At 69.9% G+C, this 24186-nt stretch carries 23 protein-coding genes; 13 read left to right on the top strand and 10 right to left on the bottom strand.

The genetic code is table 11. The annotated features are described in order from the left end of the window. Both AC5RVD_RS09170 and AC5RVD_RS09165 read right to left on the bottom strand, forming a co-directional pair. On the bottom strand, window positions 1–600 hold the full coding sequence (locus AC5RVD_RS09170) for a DUF1003 domain-containing protein (protein ID WP_494113855.1): 600 nt from the start codon (window positions 598–600) through the stop codon (window positions 1–3). Continuing rightward, window positions 593–1870 carry a magnesium transporter MgtE N-terminal domain-containing protein gene (locus AC5RVD_RS09165; protein ID WP_494113854.1) on the bottom strand — a complete coding sequence of 426 codons (1278 nt, stop codon included), beginning with the start codon at window positions 1868–1870 and terminating at the stop codon, window positions 593–595. The genes AC5RVD_RS09170 and AC5RVD_RS09165 overlap by 8 nt, the downstream gene beginning before the upstream one ends. A gap of 162 nt (window positions 1871–2032) precedes the next feature. Here AC5RVD_RS09165 and AC5RVD_RS09160 point away from each other — a divergent pair, with 162 nt between their 5' ends. Beyond that, the gene (locus AC5RVD_RS09160) at window positions 2033–2959 is read left to right on the top strand and encodes a YflT domain-containing protein (protein ID WP_494126763.1); all 927 of its coding nucleotides are present in this window, start codon (window positions 2033–2035) and stop codon (window positions 2957–2959) included. Between the two features lie 111 nt (window positions 2960–3070). On the opposite strand, the gene AC5RVD_RS09155 is transcribed toward AC5RVD_RS09160, so the two are convergent. Then, window positions 3071–4636: an aminopeptidase P family protein gene (locus AC5RVD_RS09155; protein ID WP_494113458.1), complete on the bottom strand. Its 1566-nt coding sequence runs from the start codon at window positions 4634–4636 to the stop codon at window positions 3071–3073. A gap of 72 nt (window positions 4637–4708) precedes the next feature. Here AC5RVD_RS09155 and AC5RVD_RS09150 point away from each other — a divergent pair, with 72 nt between their 5' ends. After that, complete coding sequence (locus AC5RVD_RS09150; RefSeq protein WP_494113457.1) at window positions 4709–5572, top strand: PHP domain-containing protein; 864 nt, start codon at window positions 4709–4711, stop codon at window positions 5570–5572. 34 nt (window positions 5573–5606) lie between these two features. Here the strand turns inward: AC5RVD_RS09150 and AC5RVD_RS09145 are convergent, their stop codons facing one another. The 3 genes from AC5RVD_RS09145 to AC5RVD_RS09135 all read right to left on the bottom strand — a co-directional run bounded on the left by AC5RVD_RS09145 (window position 5607) and on the right by AC5RVD_RS09135 (window position 10049). After that, window positions 5607–6545: a DNA-methyltransferase gene (locus AC5RVD_RS09145; RefSeq protein WP_494126762.1), complete on the bottom strand. Its 939-nt coding sequence runs from the start codon at window positions 6543–6545 to the stop codon at window positions 5607–5609. Beyond that, on the bottom strand, window positions 6545–8182 hold the full coding sequence (locus AC5RVD_RS09140) for a DEAD/DEAH box helicase (RefSeq protein ID WP_494126761.1): 1638 nt from the start codon (window positions 8180–8182) through the stop codon (window positions 6545–6547). The genes AC5RVD_RS09145 and AC5RVD_RS09140 overlap by 1 nt, the downstream gene beginning before the upstream one ends. Before the next feature lie 307 nt (window positions 8183–8489). Beyond that, on the bottom strand, window positions 8490–10049 hold the full coding sequence (locus AC5RVD_RS09135) for an RNB domain-containing ribonuclease (RefSeq protein ID WP_494126760.1): 1560 nt from the start codon (window positions 10047–10049) through the stop codon (window positions 8490–8492). Between the two features lie 51 nt (window positions 10050–10100). Between AC5RVD_RS09135 and AC5RVD_RS09130 the strand changes: the two genes are divergently transcribed. Both AC5RVD_RS09130 and AC5RVD_RS09125 read left to right on the top strand, forming a co-directional pair. Next, complete coding sequence (locus AC5RVD_RS09130) at window positions 10101–10796, top strand: ferritin-like fold-containing protein (RefSeq protein ID WP_494113453.1); 696 nt, start codon at window positions 10101–10103, stop codon at window positions 10794–10796. A 99-nt stretch (window positions 10797–10895) separates the two neighbouring features. Next, on the top strand, window positions 10896–11219 hold the full coding sequence (locus AC5RVD_RS09125) for a 4a-hydroxytetrahydrobiopterin dehydratase (protein WP_494126759.1): 324 nt from the start codon (window positions 10896–10898) through the stop codon (window positions 11217–11219). 19 nt (window positions 11220–11238) lie between these two features. On the opposite strand, the gene AC5RVD_RS09120 is transcribed toward AC5RVD_RS09125, so the two are convergent. The 3 genes from AC5RVD_RS09120 to AC5RVD_RS09110 are packed head-to-tail and all read right to left on the bottom strand — an operon-like array spanning window position 11239 to window position 12448. After that, window positions 11239–11538 (bottom strand): hypothetical protein, encoded by a 300-nt coding sequence (locus tag AC5RVD_RS09120; protein WP_494113451.1) that lies wholly within the window; start codon window positions 11536–11538, stop codon window positions 11239–11241. 6 nt (window positions 11539–11544) lie between these two features. Next, window positions 11545–11769 carry a DUF3107 domain-containing protein gene (locus tag AC5RVD_RS09115; protein ID WP_494113450.1) on the bottom strand — a complete coding sequence of 75 codons (225 nt, stop codon included), beginning with the start codon at window positions 11767–11769 and terminating at the stop codon, window positions 11545–11547. 58 nt (window positions 11770–11827) lie between these two features. Then, window positions 11828–12448 (bottom strand): TetR/AcrR family transcriptional regulator, encoded by a 621-nt coding sequence (locus tag AC5RVD_RS09110; RefSeq protein ID WP_493989097.1) that lies wholly within the window; start codon window positions 12446–12448, stop codon window positions 11828–11830. Window positions 12449–12565: 117 nt separating this feature from the next. Here AC5RVD_RS09110 and moeB point away from each other — a divergent pair, with 117 nt between their 5' ends. Further along, entirely contained in the window at window positions 12566–13750 is a 1185-nt protein-coding gene (gene moeB, locus AC5RVD_RS09105; RefSeq protein ID WP_494126758.1) for a molybdopterin-synthase adenylyltransferase MoeB, read from the top strand. A 45-nt stretch (window positions 13751–13795) separates the two neighbouring features. Here the strand turns inward: moeB and AC5RVD_RS09100 are convergent, their stop codons facing one another. After that, window positions 13796–15124, bottom strand: coding sequence for a glutamyl-tRNA reductase (locus AC5RVD_RS09100; protein WP_494126757.1), 1329 nt, complete (start codon window positions 15122–15124; stop codon window positions 13796–13798). 193 nt (window positions 15125–15317) lie between these two features. Between AC5RVD_RS09100 and hemE the strand changes: the two genes are divergently transcribed. The 8 genes from hemE (at window position 15318) to hemL (ending at window position 24097) form a co-directional block, all read left to right on the top strand. Next, on the top strand, window positions 15318–16379 hold the full coding sequence (hemE, locus tag AC5RVD_RS09095) for a uroporphyrinogen decarboxylase (RefSeq protein WP_494126756.1): 1062 nt from the start codon (window positions 15318–15320) through the stop codon (window positions 16377–16379). 2 nt (window positions 16380–16381) lie between these two features. Continuing rightward, complete coding sequence (gene hemG, locus AC5RVD_RS09090) at window positions 16382–17857, top strand: protoporphyrinogen oxidase (protein ID WP_494126755.1); 1476 nt, start codon at window positions 16382–16384, stop codon at window positions 17855–17857. A gap of 64 nt (window positions 17858–17921) precedes the next feature. Further along, window positions 17922–18629, top strand: coding sequence for a hydrogen peroxide-dependent heme synthase (gene hemQ / locus AC5RVD_RS09085; protein ID WP_493989102.1), 708 nt, complete (start codon window positions 17922–17924; stop codon window positions 18627–18629). 56 nt (window positions 18630–18685) lie between these two features. Further along, window positions 18686–19819: a ferrochelatase gene (locus AC5RVD_RS09080; protein ID WP_494126884.1), complete on the top strand. Its 1134-nt coding sequence runs from the start codon at window positions 18686–18688 to the stop codon at window positions 19817–19819. Next, complete coding sequence (gene hemC / locus AC5RVD_RS09075; RefSeq protein WP_494049673.1) at window positions 19816–20787, top strand: hydroxymethylbilane synthase; 972 nt, start codon at window positions 19816–19818, stop codon at window positions 20785–20787. The genes AC5RVD_RS09080 and hemC overlap by 4 nt, the downstream gene beginning before the upstream one ends. Before the next feature lie 2 nt (window positions 20788–20789). After that, window positions 20790–21710, top strand: a complete 921-nt coding sequence (locus AC5RVD_RS09070; protein WP_494049674.1) for a uroporphyrinogen-III synthase — start codon at window positions 20790–20792, stop codon at window positions 21708–21710. Next, entirely contained in the window at window positions 21707–22681 is a 975-nt protein-coding gene (gene hemB / locus AC5RVD_RS09065) for a porphobilinogen synthase (protein ID WP_494049675.1), read from the top strand. The genes AC5RVD_RS09070 and hemB overlap by 4 nt, the downstream gene beginning before the upstream one ends. 81 nt (window positions 22682–22762) lie before the next feature. Further along, window positions 22763–24097: a glutamate-1-semialdehyde 2,1-aminomutase gene (hemL, locus tag AC5RVD_RS09060; RefSeq protein ID WP_494126754.1), complete on the top strand. Its 1335-nt coding sequence runs from the start codon at window positions 22763–22765 to the stop codon at window positions 24095–24097. The last annotated feature ends 89 nt before the right edge of the window (window positions 24098–24186 follow it).

Below are 24186 nucleotides of genomic sequence, written 5' to 3'. Positions count from 1 at the left end.
TCAGTTCTCCTGGCCGCCGCTTCCGGGCGGCGGCAGCTTGGGCAGCGAGGTGGTGGCATCGGCGGGCCGGCGCCGGCCGCGGCGGCGTTCGTCCGCGGACTCGTCGTCCAGCAGTTCTTCCAGCACCGAGCGCAGCTCGCTGCGGACGAAGTCACGCGTGGCCACCTCGCGGATGGCGATCCGCAGCGCGGCCAGTTCGCGGGTCAGGTACTCGGTGTCGGCTAGGTTGCGTTCCGCGCGCTGGCGGTCCTGCTGCAGCGAAACCTTGTCCCGGTCGTCCTGGCGGTTCTGCGCCAACAGCAGCAGGGGAGCGGCGTAGGAGGCCTGCAGCGAGAGCATGAGGGTCAACGCGGTGAAACCCAGCGCGGCACTGTCGAAGCGCAGGTGCTCGGGTCCGAACGTGTTCCAGGCCAGCCAGAGCAGGCAGAAAACCGACATCCACATCAGGAACTGCGGGGTGCCCATGAAACGGGCGAAGGACTCCGTGGCCTTGCCGAAATAATCCGGGTTGGGCCTCAACCGGACCAGCAGGCGCGTGCGGGTCTCGCGCGGGGTGTCCAGCCCCGCGACCTTGATTTTCCGATCTGCCTTCTCAGCCAAAGCGTCCACCTCCGCTTACGGGGGAGTCGTCCTGCGCCCGCCAGTCGTCGGGCAGCAGATGGTCCAGCACGTCGTCAACCGTCACGGCGCCGACCAGCCGGCCGGCGCTGTTGACCACTGCCAGGGCATTCAGGTTGTACGTTGCCAGGGTGCGGGCCACCTCGCTGACGTCGGCCTGGTCCAGCACCGGTTCCAGGTCGGAATCGACGATGTTGCCCAGCGCCTCCGGCGGCGGATAGCGCAGCAGCTGCTGGATATGGACCACGCCCAAGTATCTCCCGGTGGGAGTCTCCAGCGGCGGCCGGCAAACGAAAATGGCCGACGCCAGCGCCGGCGTGAGCTCTTCACGGCGCACATGCGCCAGGGCCTCGGCCACCGTGGCTTCCGGGGGCAGGATCACCGGCACCGGCGTCATCATGGAACCGGCGGTGTTCTCCTCGTACTCCAGCAGCCGCCGGACGTCCTTGGCTTCTTCCGGTTCCATCAGCTGCAGCAGCTCTTCCTTCTGCTCCTCGGGCAGCTCGGCCAGCAGGTCCGCGGCATCGTCCGGATCCATTTCCTCCAGCACGACGGCGGCGCGTTCGACATCCAGCGACGTCAGGATCTGCACCTGGTCGTCGTCCGGCAGCTCCTGGAGCACATCCGCCAGACGGTCGTCCTGCAGCTCGCTCGCGACTTCCAGCCGGCGCTTCTGCGTCATTTCGTGCAGCGCCTCGGCGAAGTCGGCGGGTTTAAGGTCCTCATGGCTGGCCACGAAGGTAGTGGCGGCCTGCGGTTCGTGGCGGGCTCCCTGGTAGGCCTCGTGCCAGTCCACGATCAGGGTCTCGTTGCGGCGCAGGCTGCGCAGCGGCGAGGTCGAATGGCCGCGCCGGACGAAGAGCTGGGAGACATACCAGTCGCCGTCGCGGGACTGTTCCATGCCGATATCCAGGATGGTGGCATCGCCGCTGCCGTCGGCGAGCGTGACGCGGCGGTCGAACATCTCGGCGACCACCAGGGTTTCGGCGCCGCGCTGTTCGAACCGGCGCAGGTTCACCAGCCCGGTGCAGATGACCTGCCCGGCGTTGATCGAGGTAATCCGGGTCATCGGGACGAACACCCGCTTTTTACCGGGGACCTCGACCACGAGGCCGACCACCAGGGGCGGCTTGGCCGGGCCGTAGTCGAGGACGACGGCGTCGCGCAGCCGGCCCAGGCGGTCTCCGAGCGGGTCGAAGACGTCCAGGCCGAGCAGCCGGGCTACGAAGACGCGGTTGGTTTTTGTGCTCACCCCTTTAGGCTACGTGCTGGGCCCCGAAATCCGGGATTTGGCGGGTCGGTTGGACCAGTGCGGAGGCGCCGCCCGGGCGGAGGCGGAGGGTGCCGAGGGTTCCCGCGTTCACCTGAAGCGATACCCGGACCACTGGCCGCGTATATCAGCGACAATGGGGGTATGTCGATGCTTGGCCGTACAGATTCCCGGGACCCCAGCCGTACCCTTCCACAGGGCGAGCTGATCGGTAACTACCGCTCGTATCTGGATGCCCAGAAGGTGGTGGACTATCTCGCGGACGAGGAATTCCCCGTCCAGCACGTGACCATCGTCGGCAACGACCTGAAGACCGTCGAGCGGGTCACCGGCAAGCTCAGCTATCCGCGGGTCGCCCTCTCCGGCGCGGCCACCGGCGCGTGGTTCGGTTTGTTCGTCGGCTTGCTGCTGATGCTCTTCGGCGGCGGCGAAACCTTTGTGCTGCTGATCTCGTCGATGGCCATGGGCGCGGCCTTCTGGATGCTGTTCGGCATCATTTCCTACGCGCTGCAGCGCGGCAAGCGGGACTTCACCTCCACCAACCAGGTCATCGCGACCAGTTACGACGTGGTGGTGTCCACCGAGGTGGCCCACGAAGCCCGGCGGCTGGCCGCACAGCTGCCGATGGCCGGCACCGCGCGCCCCGGCCCGCCGGCAACCCAGGGCCAGGCACCCCTCGGGCAGCAGCCTCCTGCCGGCTACGGGCAGCAGCCCCCGGAGCGCCCGGCCCAGTGGGGCGAGGACCCGTACCGCCAGGGCGGCAACGCCCCGGCGCAGCAGCCCCAACCCGGTCCGGCCCAGCCCGACGCGGCCCAGCCCGGCGTGACCGGCCAGCCCGTGCGCGGACGCTTTCCCGATTTGCCGGACGGCCGCCCGCAGTACGGAATCCGTGTGACTCCCGAGCCCGCCCAGCCGCGGCAGGCCAGCGAGACCGAGCCCGGCGGCGTGCCGGCCGCCGAGACCGAGCCCGGCGGCAGCCCGCAGGGCAGCGAGACCCAGCCGGGCGCCGGCCCAAGGGCCGGCGAGGGGAATGCCGGTTCCTTCCGCGACGACGACCGCCCCGGCACGTAGCCGCACCCCCACCAGCCGCACATCAACGGGAAGGGATCCGCCGCTTGCAAACGGCGGATCCCTTCCCGTGTGGCGTTGCCTCGGCGGCTGTCGCCGGAGGCGTTAGTCCGCTCAGGTGCCGTAGATGCCGGCCATCCAGGACTCCACGTCCTCGGGCTTGCGCGGCAGGGCCGCCGACAGGTTCACCGGGCCATCGGCGGTCATCAGGATGTCGTCCTCGATCCGCACTCCGATGCCGCGGTATTCGGCCGGGACGGCCAGGTCTTCGTCCTTGAAATAGAGTCCGGGCTCGATCGTGAACACCATGCCCGGGGTGAGCACACCGTCCAGGTACAACTCGCGCTTCGCCTGCGCGCAGTCGTGAACGTCCAGGCCCAGGTGGTGGCTGGTGCCGTGCGGCATCCAGCGCCGGTGGTGCTGGCCCTCGGGGGAGAGCGCTTCGGCCAGGGGAACCGGCAACAGGCCCCACTCGTCCAGGCGTTCGGCGAGCACGGTGACCGCGGCAGTGTGGACGTCACGGAACTTCACGCCCGGCTGCGCCGCGGCAAAACCGGCGTCGGCGGCGTCGAGTACCGCCTGGTAAATCCTGCGCTGGACCTCGGTGAACGTGCCGTTGACCGGCAGCGTACGCGTCACGTCCGCGGTGTACAGGGAGTCGGCTTCCACCCCTGCGTCCAGCAGCAGCAGGTCTCCGGCCTTCACCTGTCCGTTGTTGCGGATCCAGTGCAGGATGGTCGCGTTGTTGCCGCTGGCGGCGATGGTGTCGTAGCCCAGGTCGTTGCCTTCTTCGCGTGCCCGGGCGAAAAACGCGCCTTCCACCACGCGTTCGCCCCGCTCGTGCGTCAGCGCGCGCGGCAGCACCTTGACCACCTCATGGAAGCCGTTCACCGTGGCCTCCACGGCCTTCTTCATCTCCTGGACTTCCCACTCGTCCTTGAGCAGGCGCAGTTCGGACAGCGCTTCGGAGAGCTTGCCGTCGAGCTGGTCGGATTCCTCCAGGTCCACGCCCGTGTTGATCCGGGAGGTGTCCACGAGGGCGTCCACGTTCAGGTCAACCTCGCGCAGCAGCCGGATGCGCATGCCGCCCACGTGGACCACCCCGGCGTCCTTGGTGATGGCGACTTCGAGTTCGCCAAGGTCGCGGGTGGGCAGGCCCAGCCGCCGGTTCAGTTCCTCCAGGGTGGGCCGGGGACCGATCCAGAACTCGCCGTACCGGGCGTTGGCGTAGAACTCGGCGGAATCCCGGCCGGACATCGGGCGGAAGTAGAGGGTGGCCCGGTGATGGCCGCCGTCGTCACCCGCGCCCGCCTCGGTGGGCTCCATGACCAGCACGGCGTCCGGCTCATGGTCCAGGCCCAGGCCGGTCAGGTGGGCGAACCCGGAATGCGGGCGGAAGCGGTAGTCGGTGTCGTTGGAGCGGACCTTCAAGGGGCCGGCCGGAATGACCAGGCGCTCACCGTGGAATTTCTCGGAGAGCGCCCGACGGCGGCGCGCGGCGAAGGGCGCGACGGCTGCCTGTTCCGCGGCGGACGAGCCGGCCGGAGCCCAGTGGCTGCCCATAAACTCCTTGAAAGCATCCGATTCGGGACGCTGGGAACGGTTGTTGACGCGGTCTTCCAGCGGCTGCTCCCCGGCGGGCTGCTGTGAGGCGTCTTCGTTTTGGTAAGTACTCACCATCCCATCGTCTCATCGGCCAAAGGCGCTGCCAACATCCCGCGGGCGGCGGGCGTCCTGGCGTAAATTGGTCGTGTGAAGATCGACCTGCATGCGCATTCCACCGTTTCCGACGGCACCGAACCGCCCGCCGACGTGGTGCGTGCCGCGGCAGCCGCCGGTCTTGATGTCGTGGCGCTGACCGACCACGACTCGACTGCCGGGTGGGAAGCGGCGCGCACCGCCGCCGTCGAGTCGGGCATCGGTTTCGTGCCGGGCATGGAAGTCACGTGCCGGACCGTGGCGGGGATCAGCGTGCATGTGCTTTCCTATCTGCACGACCCCGCCCACCCCGGCTTGCTGGCCGAAATCAACAAGGCACGGGACGCGCGCATGACCCGGGCCGAGCGAATGGTGGAACTGCTCGCCGAGGACTTCCCGATCTCGTGGGCGGAAGTCACGGCCCGCGCCGGACACGGAGCGACGATCGGCCGGCCGCACATAGCCGACGCACTGGTGGCAGCCGGGATTGTGTCCGACCGCAGCGAAGCCTTCGCCCGGATCCTGACCGCCCACTCGCGCTACTACGTGTCGCACTACGCCCCCGACCCCGCCACGGCCGTCGCCCTGGTGCGCGAGGCCGGGGGAGTGCCTGTCTTTGCCCATCCGGTGGCCAGCAGCCGGGGCCGGGTGGTCGGCGATGCCGTGGTCGGGGAGATGCTCGACGCAGGGCTGGCCGGGGTGGAGATCGATCACCGGGACAACCCGGAAGAGGGCAGGGAACAGCTGCGCCGGCTGGCCGCCCAGCACGATCTGATCGTCACCGGATCCAGCGATTACCACGGTGCGGGCAAGCCGAACCGGCTGGGCGAAAACACCACCGACCCAGCCATGCTGGACCGCATCCTCGCCGCCGGTACGGGCGCTGCGGCGCACCTGCCCGGCCGCATCGCCCGGTGACAGGTTACGCGTCTGCTACGGCGGGACCGCCGGGTCAGGTCGCGGGCTGTGCTGCCGCCACCTCGCCGGCGCCGACCGTGACCTCGGCGCCCACGGGTTCTGGGACGCTGGCGGCCTCAACCACGGAGGCGTGGCGGCCCAGGCGTTTGCGCATGACGTCGATGGCCTGCGGGTTCTGGTCCACGCACACGAACCGCCGGTCCATGCCGGCGGCCACGGCGCCGAGGGTCCCGGAGCCGGCAAAGAAATCCAGCACCCAGTCGCCCGGCCGGCTGCTTGCGGCAACCATGCGGCGCAGCAGCCCTTCGGGCTTCTGGGTAGGGTAGCCGGTCTTTTCCCGGCCGGTGGGGGAGACGATGGTGTGCCACCAGACGTCGGTCGGGAGCTTGCCGCGCGCGGCCTTCTCCGCCGTCACCAAACCCGGAGCCATGTACGGCTCGCGGTCCACTTCCGCGTTGTCGAAGTGGTAGGCCTTCGGGTTCTTGACGTAGACCAGGATGTTGTCGTGCTTGGCGGGCCAGCGGTTGCGCGCGCGGGCGCCGTAATCATAGGCCCAGATGATCTCGTTCAGGAAGCTCTCGCGGCCGAAGAGCATGTCCAGCAGCACCTTGGCATAGTGCACCTCGCGGTAATCCAGGTGCAGGTACAGCGTGCCGTCGTCGGCCAGCAGCCGCCAGGCTTCGGAGAGACGGGGCTCCAGGAAGGACCAGTAGTCGTCGAACGCGTCGTCGTAGCTGGCGAGGGTGCCCTTGACCGTCTGGTACGACTTCCCCTTGAACCCGATCCGGTCGCCCTCACCGTCGGCGCTGCGCGCCATGGAGGTCTGCTGCCGGACCTGGACCCGGCCGGTGTTGAACGGCGGGTCCAGGTAGATCATGGTGAAGGCGCCGTCGGGCAGCGTGGGGAGGAAGTCGGCGTTGTCCGCGTGGACTACCAGCGAGCTGCCGTCGTGCCTCCACGGGATACCGGCCACTATTCCCCGCTGGCGCCGTCGGTGACCTGCTGTGCGGTCCCGTTGACGACCTCGCCGTTCCGGCGGCGGGTGCGTGAACGCTTCCGCCGCGGCTTCTCGGCCGAAGCGGCCGCCGGGTTCTCCGCGGTTGCCTCCTCGCCGCTGCGGCGCTGCCGGGGGTTGCCCGCGTCGGACCGGCCCTGCGGGCCGCCCTGGCGTGCCCCGCCGCGGCGGACACCGCTGCGGCCGCCGTCCTGCCGCTGGCCGCCGGAGCGGGCAGGGTGCTTGCCGGTCTCGCCCAGGTCTTCGAGCTTCTCGGCGTCGATGCCTGCGAGCTTGCGCTGGCTCCGCGGAAGCCTGCCCTTGGTGCCTTCGGGAATGTTCAGGTCGGTGAACAGGTGCGGGGAGGAGGAGTAAGTCTCCTGCGGCTCCGGTACGTCCAGACCCAGTGCCTTGTTGATCAGGCCCCAGCGCGGGACGTCATCCCAGTCCACAAAGGTGACGGCGGTGCCCTTGTTGCCGGCACGGCCGGTCCGGCCCACCCGGTGCAGGTATGCCTTCTCGTCTTCGGGGCACTGGAAGTTGATCACGTGCGTGACGTCTTCGACGTCGATGCCGCGGGCAGCGACATCGGTGGCGACCAGCACGTCCACCTTGTTGTTGCGGAACGCGCGCAGCGCCTGTTCACGGGCACCCTGGCCGAGGTCGCCGTGGATGGCGCCGGCGGCGAATCCGCGGTCGATCAGCTCCTCGGACAGCTTGGCGGCAGTGCGCTTGGTCTTGGTGAAGATGATGGTCCGGCCGCGGCCCTCGGCCTGCAGGATGCGGGCCACGACCTCGTCCTTGTCCAGGTTGTGCGCCCGGTAGACGACCTGGCGGATGTCCTTCTTGGTGATGCCTTCGTCGTCCGGGTCGGCGGCGCGGATGTGCGTCGGCTGCGTCATGTACCGCCGGGCCATGGCGATCACCGGCCCGGGCATGGTGGCCGAGAAGAGCATGGTCTGGCGCACGGCCGGGGTGGCGGCCAGCAGGGTCTCGACGTCCGGCAGGAAGCCCAGGTCCAGCATCTCGTCGGCTTCGTCCAGGACCACGATGCGGACGTTCTTCAGGCTCAGGTGCTTCTGGCGGTGCAGGTCGATCAGCCGGCCGGGGGTGCCGACCACGACCTCGACGCCCTTCTGCAGCATCTCGATCTGGGGCTCGTAGGCACGCCCGCCGTAGATGACCGCGACGCGCGCGTTGCGCTGCTTGGAGGCGGTGGTCAGGTCGTTGCCGACCTGCACGGCCAGTTCGCGCGTCGGCACGACGATCAAGGCCTGCGGCGCACCCGGCACCGGAAGCTTGTCGAAGCCGTCGTCGTCCGGTCCCACCACCCGCTGCAGCGCGGGGATGCCGAAGCCCAGGGTCTTGCCCGTACCGGTCTTGGCCTGGCCGATGATGTCGTGGCCGCCGAGGGCCACCGGCAGGGTCATGGCCTGGATCGGGAAGGGGTGGGTGATGCCGGCGTCGAAAAGCGACCGCACGATGTCCGCGCGGACGTTGAAGTCGGCGAAGGTCTGCTTGGGCAGCTCGTGCGGGCGTTCGTCGGAGGCCAGCACAGCCTCGACGACCAGCTCTTCGGCGCTGTTGTCAGCGTGGATGAGCTGTTCGCCAGCCACCTGGATATTTTCAGTGTTCAATTACATACCGTTCATTCAGGCGCCGACGCCGGCGGTGCTCAACGGTCCTGCAGGTGCTGCGGGAGCGGAACAAGGCGGAAGCGTGGCGCAACCAGTGGAAGCCGATCGCGGGCTAACAACTGCTTTCCCGGCCGGCCAACGAGGCAGCCAAGGAGGTTAAAGATCGCGTAGGGACGGATCTGTTGATGGATTCACTTCACTCAATCAACGACCGGGCATCCAGTACTACACGGTTAAGTCTACCGGGCGTTGGCAAACCGAACCCTTCGCCGCACCGGGCGGGGCCTTAACCGTCTGCCAGTTCGAAGTGCAGGCGCCGGTCCTCGATGTCCGCCAGCATGAGCCGAACGCGCACCGTGGCCCCCGCCTCCAGGACTCCCGAGCATCGCGCGGTGACCGGCGGGTCGCTGAGTTGGACCACGCCATACGGCTCCTGGCCGCCGTTCCCGTTGCCTTTGCCCCTGCCGGCAACCAGTACTTTCCCGTTTCCGTTGCCGTTGCGGCTTCCTTGGCCGTTGCCGTTGCCGTTGCCGTTGCCGTTCCCGTTGCCGTTGCCGGGGTAGCGGGTGCCGGTAATGACGACCGCGTCGAACTCCTCCCCGACACGGTGGCTGAGCAGCGCCGTTTCGACGGCGTCCAGCGCAGCGCGGTCCACGCGCCCCGCCAGCTGGTCGGAAGCGGCCATCAGCTTGGGCAGTTCGTCCAGCGCTTCCCGGGCCCACTGCGGGACAGGTTCGCCGGCGCACAGGGCGTGGCAGATCACCAGCACGAAACGGTCCACCAGCCGGCGCAGGGGAGCCGTGGCGTGCGCGTAGGGTGCGGCGATGGCCGCCTGCTGCCGTTCGGGCGGGAGTTCGCCGACGAACGGCGTGTAGCCGGCTCCGCGGAACAGCGCGGTCGCCCCGTGCATCAGGGCCAACTGCTTGGGATCGGTGGTGTCCAGGCTGCGCAGATAGTCGCCGTAGGCCATCTCATGCGGCCACGGGAACCCGAGCGCCTCGGTCTGCCGGCGGTATTGGGCCTCGGCGTCCGCGTCCGGGCCCGGCATGGTGCGCAGAATCCCGATCCTGCCCTCCAGCATGATCTTGGCCGCAGCCATCCCGGTCATCAGCGAGATCTGGGCGTTCCAGTCCTCCACCGGCAACGGCGGCTTGGTGACGATGAAATAGTGCCGGCCGTCGTGGGCGATCTCCTGGTCGGGGACATTCAGGCTGGCCCCGCCGCGCTCGCGTTCGAGCTCCACCCGCTTGCTGCCCACTTCCTTCAACAGCAGGAGCGTGGGCGCCGCGTCGCCCGAATCGATGTCCTGCTGCACCTGCTCGTAGTTCAGCTTGGCCCGGCTGCGTACCCTGGCGCGTTCCAGGCTGGCCGCGGTGACGCGAGCACCGGCGTCGAGCTCGAACCGCCACACGTAGGCCGACCGCAGCTGGTCCGCCAGCAGCGACCCGGCCTGTTCACCGATGACGTCGGGATGCAGCGGGATCCGTCCGTCCGGGGCATAGATGGTCTGGCCCCGCCGCCGGGTTTCGGCATCCAGTTCGCCGCCGGCTTCCACAAAAGCGGGGACATCGGCGATCGCGTACCAGACCGTGTACCCGCCGTCGTTGGACTCTATGTACAGGGCCTGGTCCAAATCGGTGGACGAGGGCGGGTCGATCGTCACGAATTCCAGTGCCGTCAGATCGGTCTCCGGCAGCCGATGGGCGGCCACGGCGGCCCGGGCCTCCGCGAGTGCGCCCGCGTCGAACTCCTGCGGCAGGTCGAACTCTGTCCGCAGGTCCTTCAGCACCCGTGCCAGCAGATGCTGGGACTCGTTGACCTTCGGATCCAAATGCGGGTACGGCACACGGCCAGCCTAACGGCAGCCGCGCCGAAATGGGACGCTACCCTTGGATTTATGAGCACCGTGAGCCCCGTTCCCGCAGCGCCTGGAGAGGATTCCGGCCGCCGCCGGCAATTCCTGATCGACCTGTACGGCGTGATGGCCTACGGCGAGCTGTCCGCCTTCGAGCGGTTTTCCTCCGACGCACGCTTTTCGCCCACCTTGCATGACCGGGCCGCGGTCGGCCGGCTTGCGGTGACCGAGTTTGAACATTTCGAGGCGGTGGCCGCGCAGCTGGAGCAACTCGGCGTGGACGTGGAAACGGCCATGGCTCCCTTCCAGCCCTCCATCGATGCCTTCCATGACCGGACGCGCCCGGCCGACTGGTACGAGTCGCTGATGAAGGCCTACGTCACCGACGGCGTGTTCGGCGACTTCTACCTGCACATCGCCGGAGCCCTCGACGGCGAGACGCAGAAGCTGGTCGCCCGGATCAAGGAAAACAGCGAGCAGATCTCCTTGATCGCGGCCCGGTTGAAACAGGTGCTGGCCGACGATCCGCGGCTGTCCTCCCGGCTGGCGCTGTGGGGGCGCAGGCTGGTGGGCGAGGCCTTGACCCAGGCCCAGCGGATCGGGATTGAGCGCGCCGTGCTGAGCGAGCTGATGCGGGGGCAGGACCCCGACCGGCAGGCGCAAGCCACCGGAGAGTTGTTTGCCCGGCTGACCCAGAACCATTCGCGCCGAATGAATGACCTGGGCCTGACGGCCTGAGCGGAAGCCTTCAGCGCGGGCGGGTTCGCCGGTAGGCTGGCGGCACAGGCGGCCGCATGCTGCGGGCAGCCGGGCCGCGCGGCAGACCGGGAGGGCATCGTGGGACGTGCGAAAGACGTACTCGACAGTGAAGAAATCGACCGGCAGCTGCGCGGGCTGCCGGAGTGGCGCTACGCGGGCGGAGCTCTGGTCAGCGCGTTCAAGCTGGACAACGGGCGCGAGGCGCTGAATTTCATTGCCGCCGTGGGCGACCTGGCCGAGGAGCAGCGGCACCACCCGGACCTGGACTGGCGGTACAACAAGGTCTTCCTGCGCTTCACATCGCATGACGCCGACTCCGAAGTCACGACCCGTGACGTGTCCGCGGCGGCGGCGGTGAGCGTGCTGGCCCGGAAGCTCGCCGCGGACGCCGACCCGGGATAGCTACCCGGACTAGCCTCGCTCAGCCCAGCAGGGCGGTCAGCTGTTCGGTATCCCGCTGCACGCGCCGGCGGCCGATCCACCAGGCACCGGCCCACGCCGCCGGAATGGAAACGGCCATCGGCAGCAGCCAGGACAGGAAGTGCACTCCCGGTTCGGAGCCCAGGCCGGCGGCCATGAGGACGAACCAGAGCAGCACCGCCGCCGCCACCGCGATCCCGGGCAGCAGCAGCACCCCGTAGGCGTGGCGCCGGCGGTCCACCGCCCAGGCAATGAAGCCGACGGCGGCGGCGACCAACACCAGCAGGACCAGTGGGACCATGGGTGGTTACAGGGCGCCGAATCCGACGGGTCGCGGCCCCTCGGCGCCGATCTCGACATAAGCCAGCACATTGGACGGGATGATGACCAGGCGTCCCTTGGCGTCGGTCAGGCGCAGCTCGGCGCCGCCGTTCATGGCACGGCTCGCGATCTCAGCCACTTCGTCCGGCGACTGCGCCGAATCGAGCACGATTTCACGGCCGACGTTCTGCATGCCGATCTTCACTTCCACGCTGATGCCTCCTGGTTAATGCTGTAAGCCGGGTGGGTTCCCTACCGGCGAATCTATCCTAGGGTTCCTTCGGGAAGCGTGAAATTCCGCGCCAAGCTAAACGGTAGATCAGTTCGCTCGCGGCGTCCTGGTCCAGTTCGCCGCCCGAGCGCAGCCAGTGCCGCGCGCTGATCTGCGCCATGCCGGCCAGCGCCCGGCCCAGCAGCGTGGCCTCGACCGCCGACAACTTGGTGTCCTCGGCGATGACACCGGCGATGGCGCTGGCCAGCCCCGCATTGAAGTCCTCCAAGCGGGCGCTCACGTCGGGATCGTTGTTCAGGTCGGATTCGAAGACCAGCCGGTGCGCCTGGCTGTCCTGGGCAATGAACTGGTAGTAGGCCCGGATGGTGGCGTGCACGCGCTGTTTGTTGTCCGTCGTCGAGTTCAGGGCCGCCATCAGCATAGCGTTCAGCGATTCCAGATGGTGATCCAGCAGGGCCAGGTAGAGTTCCCGCTTGCCGGGGAAGTGCTGGTAGAGCACCGGCTTGCTCACGTTCGCGGCGTCGGCGATCTCGTCCATCGCCGCGGCATGGTAGCCGTTGACCACGAAGACCTCGTGTGCCGCCTGCAGCAGCTGGCGCCGCCGTTCCTCCCGCGGCAGTCGGGTGGGCTTGGCGGCTGAGCGGGGTTCTGTCGTCACGGTATTACTCGGCCTCTTCCGGCGCTGCGGTCAGGAAAACTTACAGCGCCACGGTGCAGTAAGTGTCAGTCCCGACCAGTTTACGCACCAGCAACCAGCCGGGCGTAGATTGGAAGAATGAGCACCATGGAGACCGGGCAGCTGCCGCCGCTGGTGGAACCGGCCGCGTCCCTCAGCAGGGAAGAGACCGAGCGGTATTCGCGGCACCTGATCATTCCCGAAGTGGGCATGGCCGGCCAGCTAAGGCTGAAGAACGCGAAGGTGCTGGTGATCGGCGCCGGCGGCCTCGGTTCGCCGGCCATGCTGTATCTGGCCGCCGCCGGCGTGGGCCGGATCGGGATCGTGGACGACGACGAGGTGGAGGCCAGCAACCTGCAGCGCCAGGTCATCCACGGCGTGGCGGACCTGGGACGCAGCAAGGCGGCCTCGGCACGGGACAGCATCCTGGCGCTGAACCCCGGCGTGGACGTGGTGTTGCACGAGGTCCGGCTGGACACCGGCAACGTCTTGGAGATCTTCGCCGGCTACGACGTCATCCTGGACGGCACGGACAACTTCGCCACCCGGTACCTGGTCAACGACGCCGCCGCGCTGCTGGGCAAACCCTACGTGTGGGGCTCCATCCTGAGGTTCGACGGGCAGGTCAGTGTCTTCTGGGATGCCCACGGGCCGAACTACCGCGACCTTTATCCGGAGGCGCCGCCGCCGGGTTCCGTGCCCTCCTGCGCCGAGGGCGGCGTGCTCGGCGTGCTGTGTGCACAGATCGGCTCCGTGATGGTCAATGAAGCGATCAAGCTGATCACCGGTATCGGGCAGACTCTGCTGGGCCGCGTACTGGTCTTCAATGCCCTCCAGATGAGCTGGCGGGAGCTGAAGGTGCGCAAGGATCCCGAGGCCGAGCCGATCACCCGGCTGGTCGACTATGAGGCGTTCTGCGGCGTGGCGCCGGTGCCCCAGGTCGAGGGCTGCCGCGCGGTGGACGCCCGCACCCTGGCCCGCATGCTGGCCGACCGCGATGCCGGCCGGGGCGACTTCGAGCTGGTCGACGTGCGGGAACCGGGCGAATACGACGTTGTGAACATCCCGGGCGCGGTCCTGGTCCCGAAGGGACGCATCCTTTCCGGCGAGGCCCTGAACGACCTGCCGCGGGAGAAGGACCTGGTATTCCACTGCAAGTCGGGCGTGCGGTCCGCCGAGGTGCTGCAGAACCTGCTGGCGCAGGGTTACACCCGGGTAGCCCACCTCGACGGCGGGATCCTGGCGTGGGTCAGGGACGTGGAGCCCACGAAACCGGTGTACTAAGCCCGGCCGGCGCCGGCGGCCGCCGGCTTCGCACCTGCGGCAGCCTCAGGCGGTGGCGGCGTCTTCGCCGTGCCCCGCGACCGGGCAGGACGCAGCGTCCGCGGCCCCGGGCAGGGCGGGTTCTTCGAGCGTGATGCCGTACAGCGCTTCCAGGGCGGCAATGTACCGCTCCTGCTCGCCGTTGGCGGCCAGCTCCCGCGCCCGCACGGTGGGCAGGTGCAGCAACTGCTTGACCATGCGGCGCATGGCGAATTCGACTTCCTGGGCCGGGCCGGTGCAGCCGTGCTGGGAGCGCACTTTCTCCAGCTCGTTCTCCAGCACCTGCATGGTGTGTTTGCGAAGTGCCACGATGGCGGAGTCCACGCTGCGGGCCTGCCGGCTGGCCTCGAAGCTGCGGGCCGCGTTGGCGACGATTTCTGCCGCCTGCTGGACCGATTCGGCCTGTTCCTCGGGGGCGGCCATGCGCACCGACTCCAGCGTGATCAGCTCCACGCCCTCGAGCGCGCCCACGGCGGGGTCAAAGTCGTGGCTCAGCGCGAGGTCGATGATCGTCAGCGGCTTGTCGACGCCGGTGCGCACGCCGGCCACGCGCTCGGCACTGATCTGGTTGTCGCTGCCGCTGCAGCCGATGACGACGTCGGCGGAGGCGATCGCGTCGTCCAGCGCCGCGTGGGTCAGCGGGACGCCCCCGCGGGTCTCGGTAAACGCCGCGGCGCGGCCGGAAGCGGAGTAGACGCTGATCCGGGTGCAGCCGCGTTCGCGCAGCAGCGCCATGGTGGCCCCGGCATACGCGCCGGTCCCGAAGAGTACAACCTGCTTGTCCGACCAGTCCTTCTCGACGGCCAGATCGGTGGCGAGGTCGAGCGCGACAGACACGATCGAGAGCCCGCGGCCGCCCAGGGCCGTCTGCGTGCCCACGTCCTTGGCCGTACGGGAAGCGGTCTGGAAGAGCCTGACCAGCCCCCCGCTCGCGGTGCCCTTCTCCTGCGCCTCGATCAGGGCGCGGCGCACCTGGCCGGCCACCTCGCGTTCGCCGACGACGGCCGAATCCAGGCCTGCCCCGACCGCGAACAGGTGCCGTGCAACATCCTCGCCCGTGTTCAGGTCGAAGGAGCGGGCCACCAGTGCATGGTCCAGTCCCGAGCAGCGGCTGATCTGTTCGATGAGCGCGGCGCGGGCGGATTCCAGGTCGGATTCGCTCTCGGTCTCGCAGTAAACTTCCACCCGGTTGCAGGTAGCCAGGACCACCGCGCCGGTGACCGGGGACCCGTCTGCGAGCACGTCGGTATCGATCCGGGAGGTGCCGGCGCTCAGGCGGGCCACCGTTTCCAGATCGACCTTGGAATGGGTTGCAACAAGTGAAAGTAAGACCACAGCGCCTCTATCTTAGCGGGAAGCCAGCGTCGGCTCCTCCAAGCTTGGCCCATTAACCCGGCGTTAACCTGGTTTCGGGCGTCGTGGGCGCCGGTGATATTGGCCACTCGGGCCGGTGGCCGCCGCCGTCCCGCGCACCCCGGCGCTGCCCGCGGTTGGCCAGAAGCATGGCCGCTGGACCAGAATCTATGTCATGACACTCAATGCTTCCCATCCCTTGCTGGATGGGCGTACCGCCGACTCGGACCTGATTACCGCCTACCGCGGAGGGAAGCCGGGCCGCCGTCCTGTCTGGTTCATGCGGCAGGCCGGGCGCTCACTGCCCGAATACCGGGAAGCGCGGCAGGGCATCGCGATGCTGGATGCCTGCCTGAAGCCGGACCTGGCAGCGGAAATCACCCTGCAGCCGGTGCGGCGCCACGACGTGGATGCCGGCATCTTCTTTTCCGACATCGTGATCCCGTTGAAGCTGGCCGGGGTGGATGTGGACATCGTTCCCGGTGTCGGCCCGGTCCTGGGCGCCCCCGTCCGCACCGCCGCCGACGTCGCCGCCCTGCCGGAACTCACCGACGAGGCGCTGGAACCGATCCGCGAGGCGGTCCGGCTGACGGTGGCGGAGCTCGGTGCCAAGCCGCTGATCGGCTTCGCCGGCGCCCCGTTCACGCTCGCCGCGTACATGGTGGAGGGCCGGCCGTCCCGGGACCACCTGGGGCCGCGCACCATGATGCACGCCGACCCGGAGACCTGGAATGCCTTGGCGGGCTGGGCCGCGGACGCGTCCGGCAAGTTCCTGCGGGCCCAGCTGGAAGCGGGCGCCAGCGCGGGGCAGCTGTTCGACTCCTGGGCCGGTTCGCTGTCCCTGGCGGACTACCGCCGGCGCGTGGCACCGGCGTCGTCGCGCGCACTGGACCACGTCCGCCATCTGGGCGCGCCGCTGGTCCACTTCGGCACCGGCACGTCCGAACTGCTCGTGGCCATGCGCGACGTCGGGGCCGACGTGGTCGGCGTCGACTACCGGCTGCCGCTGGACGAGGCGAACCGCCGGCTGGGCGGACGCACGCCGCTGCAGGGCAACATCGATCCGGCGCTGTTGTCGGCGCCGTGGGAGGTGCTCGAGGCCCATGTCCGCGAGGTGCTGGCCGCCGGCAGCGACGCTCCGGGCCACGTGGTCAACCTGGGCCACGGCGTGCCGCCGGAGACCGACCCGCAGGTCCTGACCCGCGTGGTCGACCTGGTCCATTCCGTGGCCCCGTAGCCATGCAGCACCCGCAGCCGCAGCCCGCCCGCCGCCCCGAACGGCAGGGCGGGCGCAAGCCCCGGCCGGGCACCGCCGTCGTCATTGGCGGCGGGATCGGCGGCCTGGTCGCCGCCCGCGAGCTGGCGCTGGCCGGCGTCGAGGTGACGGTGCTGGAACGCGCTCCCCGGTTCGGCGGCTGCGTGACCCGGCACGAGGTGGGCGGGCTGATGCTTGACGCCGGCGCCGAATCTTTCGCCACGCGCTCCAGCGTGGTCTCCGACCTGATCGGCGAACTGGGCCTGGGCAGCGACATTGTCCAGCCGAACCCGGCCGGCGCCTGGATCCAGCTGCCGGACGGTGCGCAACGGCTGCCCAAGACGGGGGTGCTCGGCATTCCGGCCGACCCCTCCGACCCGGACGTGGTGCGTGCCATCGGCCGCCGGGCAGCGCTGCGGGCCTCGGGCGACAAGGTCATGCCGCTGGGTTCGCTGCTGCGCCGCGAGCAGCTCAGCCTGGGCCAGCTGGTGCGCGCCCGGATGGGCGAAGCCGTGCTCCAAAAGCTGGTCGCGCCGGTGGCAGGCGGGGTCTACTCGGCGGATCCGGACGTGCTCGACGTGGACTCGGTGATGCCGGGGCTGCGCGCCTCGGTGGCCGCCCACGGGTCGCTGACCGCCGCGGTGGGTGCCATCCGGAAAGCCGCCCCGGCCGGTTCCAACGTGGCCGGCCTCGCCGGCGGCATGGGCCGGTTGACCGAGGCCCTGCTGGCCGACCTGAAAGCCCGCCACGTGGCACTGCGCACCGGGGCGGAAGCCACCGCCGTCACCCGGCACGACGGCGGGTGGCTGGTCGAGTCTCCGGCCGGGGCGTTCCGCGCGGACGCCGTGATGATGGCAGCCGACGGCGCCGCCGCCGTCCGGCTGCTGGCCGGCACCGTTCCCGGGCTGGCCGGGCTGGAACCCGAAACCGGACCCGCGGTCTCGCTGGTGACGCTGGTGGTGGACCTTCCCGACCTCGACGCGATGCCGCGGGGCACCGGGATGCTGGTGGCGCCGTCGGTCCGCGACGTCAAGGCCAAGGCACTCACCCATGCCACCGCCAAATGGCCGTGGCTGGCGGACGAAGCCGGTCCGGGAAGCCACGTGCTGCGGCTGTCCTACGGGCGCGCGGTGGGGCAGCAGGGGGCCGAGGACTTTACCGGTTGGGCCGACGAGACGCTCTACCGCCAGGCGCTGGCCGATGCCAGCTTCCTGATGGGGGTGGCTGTGGGCGACGACGACGTGGTGGGCTCGAAGGTGGTGCGCTGGATCGGTGCGCTGCCGTCCGCCACCGTGGGGCACCGCGACCGGGTGGCAGCGGTGCGCCGCGAGCTGGTCCCGCATGCCGGGCTGGGCATCACCGGGGCCTGGCTGGCCGGCACCGGGCTGGTGGCCGTGGTGGGGGATGCGCGGCGCCGTGCACGGGACCTCGCCGCACGGCTGCGGCCCGCGGCGTCCTGATCTTCTACAATGTGTAGAAACATGGTTTTCGATTAATTACGATGCAGAAGGCAGACTGGTAAGCATGAGCGAATCGGCAAGGTCAGAGTCAGCAATCCCCGCCGCCGGCGGCACCGACGAGGAACTGTTCTACACCCTCTGGACGGTCTTCAAGCGCACCGGCGCACCCGCGGATCCGTCCGCTGCCGCGGCGTTCGATGAGACGGTTGCCGAACTCGCCGGCCGCAATGTCACCCTGCGCGGAGCGTACGATGTTTCCGCCATGCGCGAGGACGCCGACGTGATGATCTGGCTGCACGGCCCGCAGCCGGACGAACTCCAGGCGGCGGTACGCGACATCCGCCGGACGCAGTTGTTCGCCCCCACCGAGATGGTCTGGTCCGCGATGGGCGTCCACCGCGATGCCGAGTTCAGCAAGAACCACGCCCCGGCCTTCTCGCTGGGCAAGGAGCCGGAGTCCTGGCTCTGCGTCTACCCGTTCGTGCGTTCCTACGAGTGGTACCTGCTGCCGGCCGAGGAGCGCGGCAAGATGCTGCGCGACCACGGCCTGCTCGGCCGCGACTTCCCGCAGGTGCTGTCCAACACGGTGGCCTCGTTCGCGCTGGGGGACTGGGAATGGATCCTGGCCCTGGAAGCCCCCGAACTGATCGATCTGGTCGACCTGATGCGCCACCTGCGCTACACCGACGCCCGCAACCACGTGCGCGAAGAAATCCCGTTCTACACCGGCAAGCGCATCAGCACTGCCGATATCGCCGAGGTGCTGCGGTGAACCAGTCAGCCGAACCGTCCTTTGACCCGCGTGCCGGCGTCGCCGACGACGGGACGATGCAGCCGAAGAAGTACGACGCCCTGCTGCTGGCCTCCTTCGGCGGCCCCGAGGGCCAGGACGATGTCATCCCGTTCCTCCGCAACGTCACCAGCGGCCGCGGGATCCCGGATGAACGGCTGGAAGAAGTCGCCACGCACTACCGCGCCAACGGCGGCATCAGCCCCATCAACGCGCAAAACCGTGCACTGAAGACGGCGCTTGAGGCCGAGCTCGCCCGCCGCGGGCTCGACCTGCCCGTGCTCTGGGGAAACCGCAACTGGGACCCCTACATCACCGACGTTTTCAAGGAAGCGTACGACGCCGGCCACCGCCGCGTGCTGGCCGTGACCACCAGCGCCTACTCCGGCTATTCCAGCTGCCGCCAGTACCGCGAGGACTTCGGCATGGCCCTGGTCGAGACCGGGCTGGCCGGCAAGCTGGAAGTGGACAAGGTGCGCCAGTACTTCGACCACCCGGGCTTCGTGGAACCGTTCGCCGAGGGCCTGGCCGAGGGCCTGGGCCGGGTACGGGCCGACCTGGCCGCCCAGGCCGCCCCGGACGCGCCGGTCCACGTGCTGTTCGCGACCCACTCCATCCCCATCGGCGACGCCGAAAACGCCGGGCCCCGCGGCGTGGAATACGAGGGCGGCAGCGCCTACGTGGCACAGCACCTGGCCACCGCCCGGGCCGTCCTGGAACGGGTGCCGGGAGCGGCCGGCGTCGACTGGTCCCTCGTCTACCAGTCCCGGTCCGGCGCGCCGCACGTGCCGTGGCTGGAGCCGGACATCAACGACGCGCTCGAAGAGCTGCCCGCTCAGGGCGTGAAGGGCGTGGTCATCGTGCCGCTGGGCTTCGTCAGCGACCACATGGAGGTGATGTGGGACCTGGACACGGAGGCACTGGAGACCTGCCGCAGCCTCGGGCTGGCCGCCGCCCGCGTCCCCACCCCGGGCGTGCACCGGAAGTTCGTCGAGGGCCTCGTGGACCTGGTCTGTGAGCGCACGGTCGAACAGCACCGCGCCGACCGTCCTGCGCTGACCGACCTGGGACCCTGGATGGACGTGTGCATGCCCGGCTGTTGCGCCAACCGCCGCGGCGAGAAGCCGACCGTGGCCGGCATGGATTCGACCGTGGGGGTGCCGCAGCCATGACCGTCAAAGTCCGCATCGGCACCCGCGGCAGCGCCCTGGCGGTCACCCAGACCACCACCGTGGCCGAGGCGCTGGCCGCCGGCGGGGCCCTGGAGTATGAACTGGTCCGGATCAAGACCGAGGGCGACGTGCTGCGTGGGCCGCTGGCCCAGATCGGCGGAACCGGAGTCTTCACCGCCGCGCTGCGCGAGGCGCTGCTGGACGACCGCTGTGACGTGGCCGTGCATTCGCTCAAGGACCTGCCCACCGGCGTGGCCGACGGGCTGCAGATTGCCGCCATTCCCGCCCGCGTGGACGTCCGCGACGCCCTCTGCGCCCGGGACGGGCTGACCCTGGCCGGGCTGCCGGCCGGCGCCAAGGTCGGCACGGGCTCCCCGCGCCGGGCAGCCCAGCTGCGTGCCGCCCGCCCCGACCTGGACGTGGTGGACATCCGCGGCAACGTGGACACCCGGCTGGGACGGGTAAAGGGGCTCACGGGCGAAGAAAGGCACGAGGGAAAGCACGCGGATCTCGACGCCGTGGTGCTCGCCGCGGCCGGGCTGGCACGGCTGGGACGCACCGAGCACGTCACGGAGCTGCTGGACCCGTCGGTCATGCTGCCGGCCCCCGGCCAAGGCGCGCTGGCCGTTGAATGCCGGGTTGCCGACGCCGCTTCCGGCACGGCGCTGGCCGGCGCGCTGGCCGACTACGACGACGCGGACACCCGCCTGGCCGTGACGGCGGAACGGTCGCTGCTGGCGCGGTTGGAAGCCGGCTGCAGCGCCCCGGTCGGGGCGCTGGCATCGGTCGACGCCGGCTCCCTGGTGCTGCGGGCGGTGGTCTGCAGTCCCGACGGCAGCCGGCTGCTGCACGGAGAGAAGACGGTGGAGGCAGCCGGTTCCGAAGATGCCGTGGCCCTGGGCGCCCGACTGGCTGAAGAGCTGCTCGGGAAGGGCGCCGGCGACCTGATGAGCCTGGTCGGGCGCTGACGATGGCGTTGCTGTGGCAGCGCGGCGCGCCGGAAAACCAGCTTCAGGGGCTGCAGGTGGTGCTGCCGCGCAGCCCTGACCGGGCGGCCGGCATGGCCGCCGAACTGGTCCGCCGCGGCGCGTCCCCCAGCGTCCTGCCGCTGATCGACTTCGAACGGACGGACACGCCGGACGAACTGGACCAGGCGCTGACCCTGCTGGCGCAGAACAAGGCCGTCTGGCTGGTCATCACCAGCATCACGACGGTGCGGGCGCTGAAGGCCTGCGCACTGGAGCGTGGCACCAGCCTGGCGGCGCTGGCAGGGGACACGAAGATCGCGGCCGTCGGAAGCCCCAGCGCCAGGGCACTGGAGGCCGAGGGCCTCACCGTCGACCTGGTGCCGCCCGGCAGCATGGACGCCGTCGGCCTGGTGGACGCCTGGCCGCTGCCGCCGGAAACCGCCGGCGGTCCGGCGGAGCGGATGCTGGTCCTGCTGCCACAGGCCGACATCGCCGCGCCCACGGTGTTCGAAGGCCTGATGGCGAAGGGCTGGCAGGTGCTGCCCGTGACCGCCTACCGCACGGTGGACTACCCCGCCCGTCCCGAGCTCCGCCTGACCGCGGAACTGGAGATCGCGGCCCGTGAGCCCGCCGACGACCTGGAACTCATCACCGCCGCGGATTTCCGCAGCCGCGCCGGCAGCGGCACCATCGACGCCGTCGTCCTGACCTCGCCCAGCGTCACCAGGCGGCTGGCGGGACTCCTTGACCCGTGGCCGGCCGGACTGCGGCTGATCGCGATCGGCACCAGTTCCGCGCGGCAGGCCGCCGAACTGGGCTTGGAGGTCGCCGCCACCGCTGCCGAACCGACGCCGCCCGGCATCGCCGACGCCCTGGCGCGGTCGCTTGAAAACCATCCCACCGAACCAGAAGGAACGCCATGAGCTTCCCCTCCCACCGGCCCCGCCGGCTGCGGGCCACCGAGGCAATGCGCCGGATGACGGCGGAGGTCCGGACCCACCCGAACCAGCTGATCCTGCCCGCCTTCATCCGCGAAGGCCTCAGCGAACCGGTGCCGCTGCAGTCCATGCCGGGCGTGGTCCAGCACACCACCGAGACGCTCAAGCGCGCGGCCGCCGAGGCCGTGGAGCTGGGCCTCGGCGGCATCATGCTCTTCGGCATTCCCCAGGTGCGCGACGCCACCGGCAGCGCCGGGGTGGATCCCGACGGCGTGCTGAACCGCGCCATTGCAGAGGTGAAGGCGGAGGTCGGGAACGACCTGGTGGTGATGGGCGACGTCTGCCTGGACGAATTCACCGACCACGGCCACTGCGGCGTGCTGGCCCCGGATGGCACGGTGGACAACGACGCCACGCTGCCGATCTACGCGGAGATGGCCGTGGCCCAGGCCGCGGCCGGCGCGGACGTGCTCGGCCCCTCCGGCATGATGGACGGCCAGGTCGCGGTGATCCGGCAGGCACTCGACGAGGCCGGCCACCAGGACGTCTCCATCCTGGCGTACGCCGCAAAGTATGCCTCGGCCTTCTACGGGCCGTTCCGCGAAGCGGTGGACTCACAGCTGACCGGAGACCGGCGGACCTACCAGATGGATGCCGCCAACCGGCGCGAAGCCATCCGGGAAGTGGAACTGGACCTGGCAGAAGGCGCGGACATGGTCATGGTCAAACCCGCCATGAGCTACCTGGACATCCTGTCCGACGTGGCGGAGATGTCTCCGGTGCCGGTGGCCGCGTACCAGATCTCCGGCGAGTACGCGATGATCGAGGCAGCCGCAGCCAATGGTTGGATCGACCGGAAGGCGGCAATCCTGGAGTCTGTCCTGGGCATCCGCCGTGCCGGTGCCGACATGGTGCTGACCTACTGGGCCCCGGAAATCGCCCGCTGGCTGAAGTAGACGTTCACCCTGGCCGCCGATTGCCGCGCCACACCCACCCTGCCCGCAGCGGATTCCGCTGTCCCGAAAGGACCCAAGACCATGACTGAAGCCATCCGCTCCGAGGAACTCTTCGAACGCGCCCGCCAGCTGATGCCCGGCGGGGTTAATTCGCCGGTCCGGGCCTTCGGCTCCGTCGGCGGGACCCCGCGCATGATGGTCGGCGCCAATGGGGCCTACCTCACCGACGCCGACGGGCGCGAGTACGTTGACCTCGTCTGCTCCTGGGGCCCGGCCCTGCTGGGCCACGCCCATCCGGCCGTCCTCGAGGCCGTGCACACGGCGGTGGACCGGGGCCTGTCCTTCGGTGCCTCCACGCCCGCCGAGTCGGAACTGGCGGCCCTGGTCGTCGGCAGGGTCTCCGCCGTCGAGCGCCTGCGCATGGTCTCCACCGGCACCGAAGCGACGATGACCGCCGTACGCCTGGCCCGCGGCTACACCGGCCGCAACCTCGTCGTGAAGTTCGCCGGCTGCTACCACGGGCACCTGGACGGGCTGCTGGCCGCCGCGGGCTCGGGCGTGGCCACCCTGGCGCTGCCCGGTTCGGCCGGTGTCACCGAGGCGACGGCCGCGGAGACCCTGGTGCTGCCGTACAACGACATTGCCGCCGTCGAGGAAGTTTTCGCGGCCCGCGGCGGCCAGATCGCCGCAGTCATCACCGAAGCGGCCCCCGCCAACATGGGCGTGGTCACCCCCGCCGACGGCTTCAACGCGGCCCTGTCCCGGATCACCCGGGAACACGGAGCGCTGCTGATCCTGGACGAGGTGCTGACCGGTTTCCGCACCGGCTATGCCGGCTACTGGGGCCTGACCGGGGGAGCCGACGGGGCCGCCGATCCGTTCGTGCCCGACCTGTTGACCTTCGGCAAGGTCATCGGCGGCGGCATGCCCGTGGCGGCCCTGGGCGGCCGCGCCGACGTGATGGATTACCTGGCGCCGTCCGGTCCCGTTTACCAGGCCGGCACGCTCTCCGGCAACCCGATCGCCATGGCCGCCGGCGTGGCGACGCTGACCGCCGCGACGCCGGATGTCTACGCGGCGATCGATGCCCGCTCGCTCGAACTGCAGGCCGCGTTGGCCGCCGCCCTGTCCCACGCCGGCGTGGACCACAGCATCCAGACCGCGGGGAACCTGTTCAGCGTGGCCTTCGGCACCTCGGCCAACGGCGTTCACAACTACGCCGATGCCCAGGGCCAGGAGGCCTTCCGCTACGCCCCCTTCTTCCATGCCATGCTCGACGCCGGCGTCTACCTGCCGCCGTCGGTGTTCGAAGCCTGGTTCCTCTCCGCGGCGCACGACGACGCCGCGATGGAGAAGATCTTCGCCGCGTTGCCGGCAGCCGCCCGGGCCGCCGCGGCAGCCACGCCGCCGGCCTGACCGCAGCTCCGGGACCCGCGGGACGGGGTCCGCATCCGGCTGCCGTCCGGTCCCCGGGAGGCGGGCATGGCAGACTGATGCTGACGGCG

The organism is Arthrobacter sp. THG-b23, assembly GCF_059091265.1.
The sequence above is the reverse complement of the archived record's forward strand: the minus strand, read 5'-3'. Positions and strand labels throughout refer to the sequence as shown.

Excerpts from the sequence above, each read along its gene's own strand:
- hemQ (WP_493989102.1), top strand. The coding sequence starts at position 17,922 with ATGAGCGAATCGGCAAGGTCAGAGTCAGCAATCCCCGCCGCCGGCGGC.
- moeB (WP_494126758.1), top strand. The coding sequence starts at position 12,566 with ATGAGCACCATGGAGACCGGGCAGCTGCCGCCGCTGGTGGAACCGGCC.
- AC5RVD_RS09070 (WP_494049674.1), top strand. The coding sequence starts at position 20,790 with ATGGCGTTGCTGTGGCAGCGCGGCGCGCCGGAAAACCAGCTTCAGGGG.
- hemC (WP_494049673.1), top strand. The coding sequence starts at position 19,816 with ATGACCGTCAAAGTCCGCATCGGCACCCGCGGCAGCGCCCTGGCGGTC.
- AC5RVD_RS09130 (WP_494113453.1), top strand. The coding sequence starts at position 10,101 with ATGAGCACCGTGAGCCCCGTTCCCGCAGCGCCTGGAGAGGATTCCGGC.
- AC5RVD_RS09080 (WP_494126884.1), top strand. The coding sequence starts at position 18,686 with ATGCAGCCGAAGAAGTACGACGCCCTGCTGCTGGCCTCCTTCGGCGGC.
- AC5RVD_RS09160 (WP_494126763.1), top strand. The coding sequence starts at position 2,033 with ATGTCGATGCTTGGCCGTACAGATTCCCGGGACCCCAGCCGTACCCTT.
- hemB (WP_494049675.1), top strand. The coding sequence starts at position 21,707 with ATGAGCTTCCCCTCCCACCGGCCCCGCCGGCTGCGGGCCACCGAGGCA.
- AC5RVD_RS09120 (WP_494113451.1), bottom strand. The coding sequence starts at position 11,538 with ATGGTCCCACTGGTCCTGCTGGTGTTGGTCGCCGCCGCCGTCGGCTTC.
- hemG (WP_494126755.1), top strand. The coding sequence starts at position 16,382 with ATGCAGCACCCGCAGCCGCAGCCCGCCCGCCGCCCCGAACGGCAGGGC.
- hemL (WP_494126754.1), top strand. The coding sequence starts at position 22,763 with ATGACTGAAGCCATCCGCTCCGAGGAACTCTTCGAACGCGCCCGCCAG.
- AC5RVD_RS09155 (WP_494113458.1), bottom strand. The coding sequence starts at position 4,636 with ATGGTGAGTACTTACCAAAACGAAGACGCCTCACAGCAGCCCGCCGGG.
- hemE (WP_494126756.1), top strand. The coding sequence starts at position 15,318 with ATGACACTCAATGCTTCCCATCCCTTGCTGGATGGGCGTACCGCCGAC.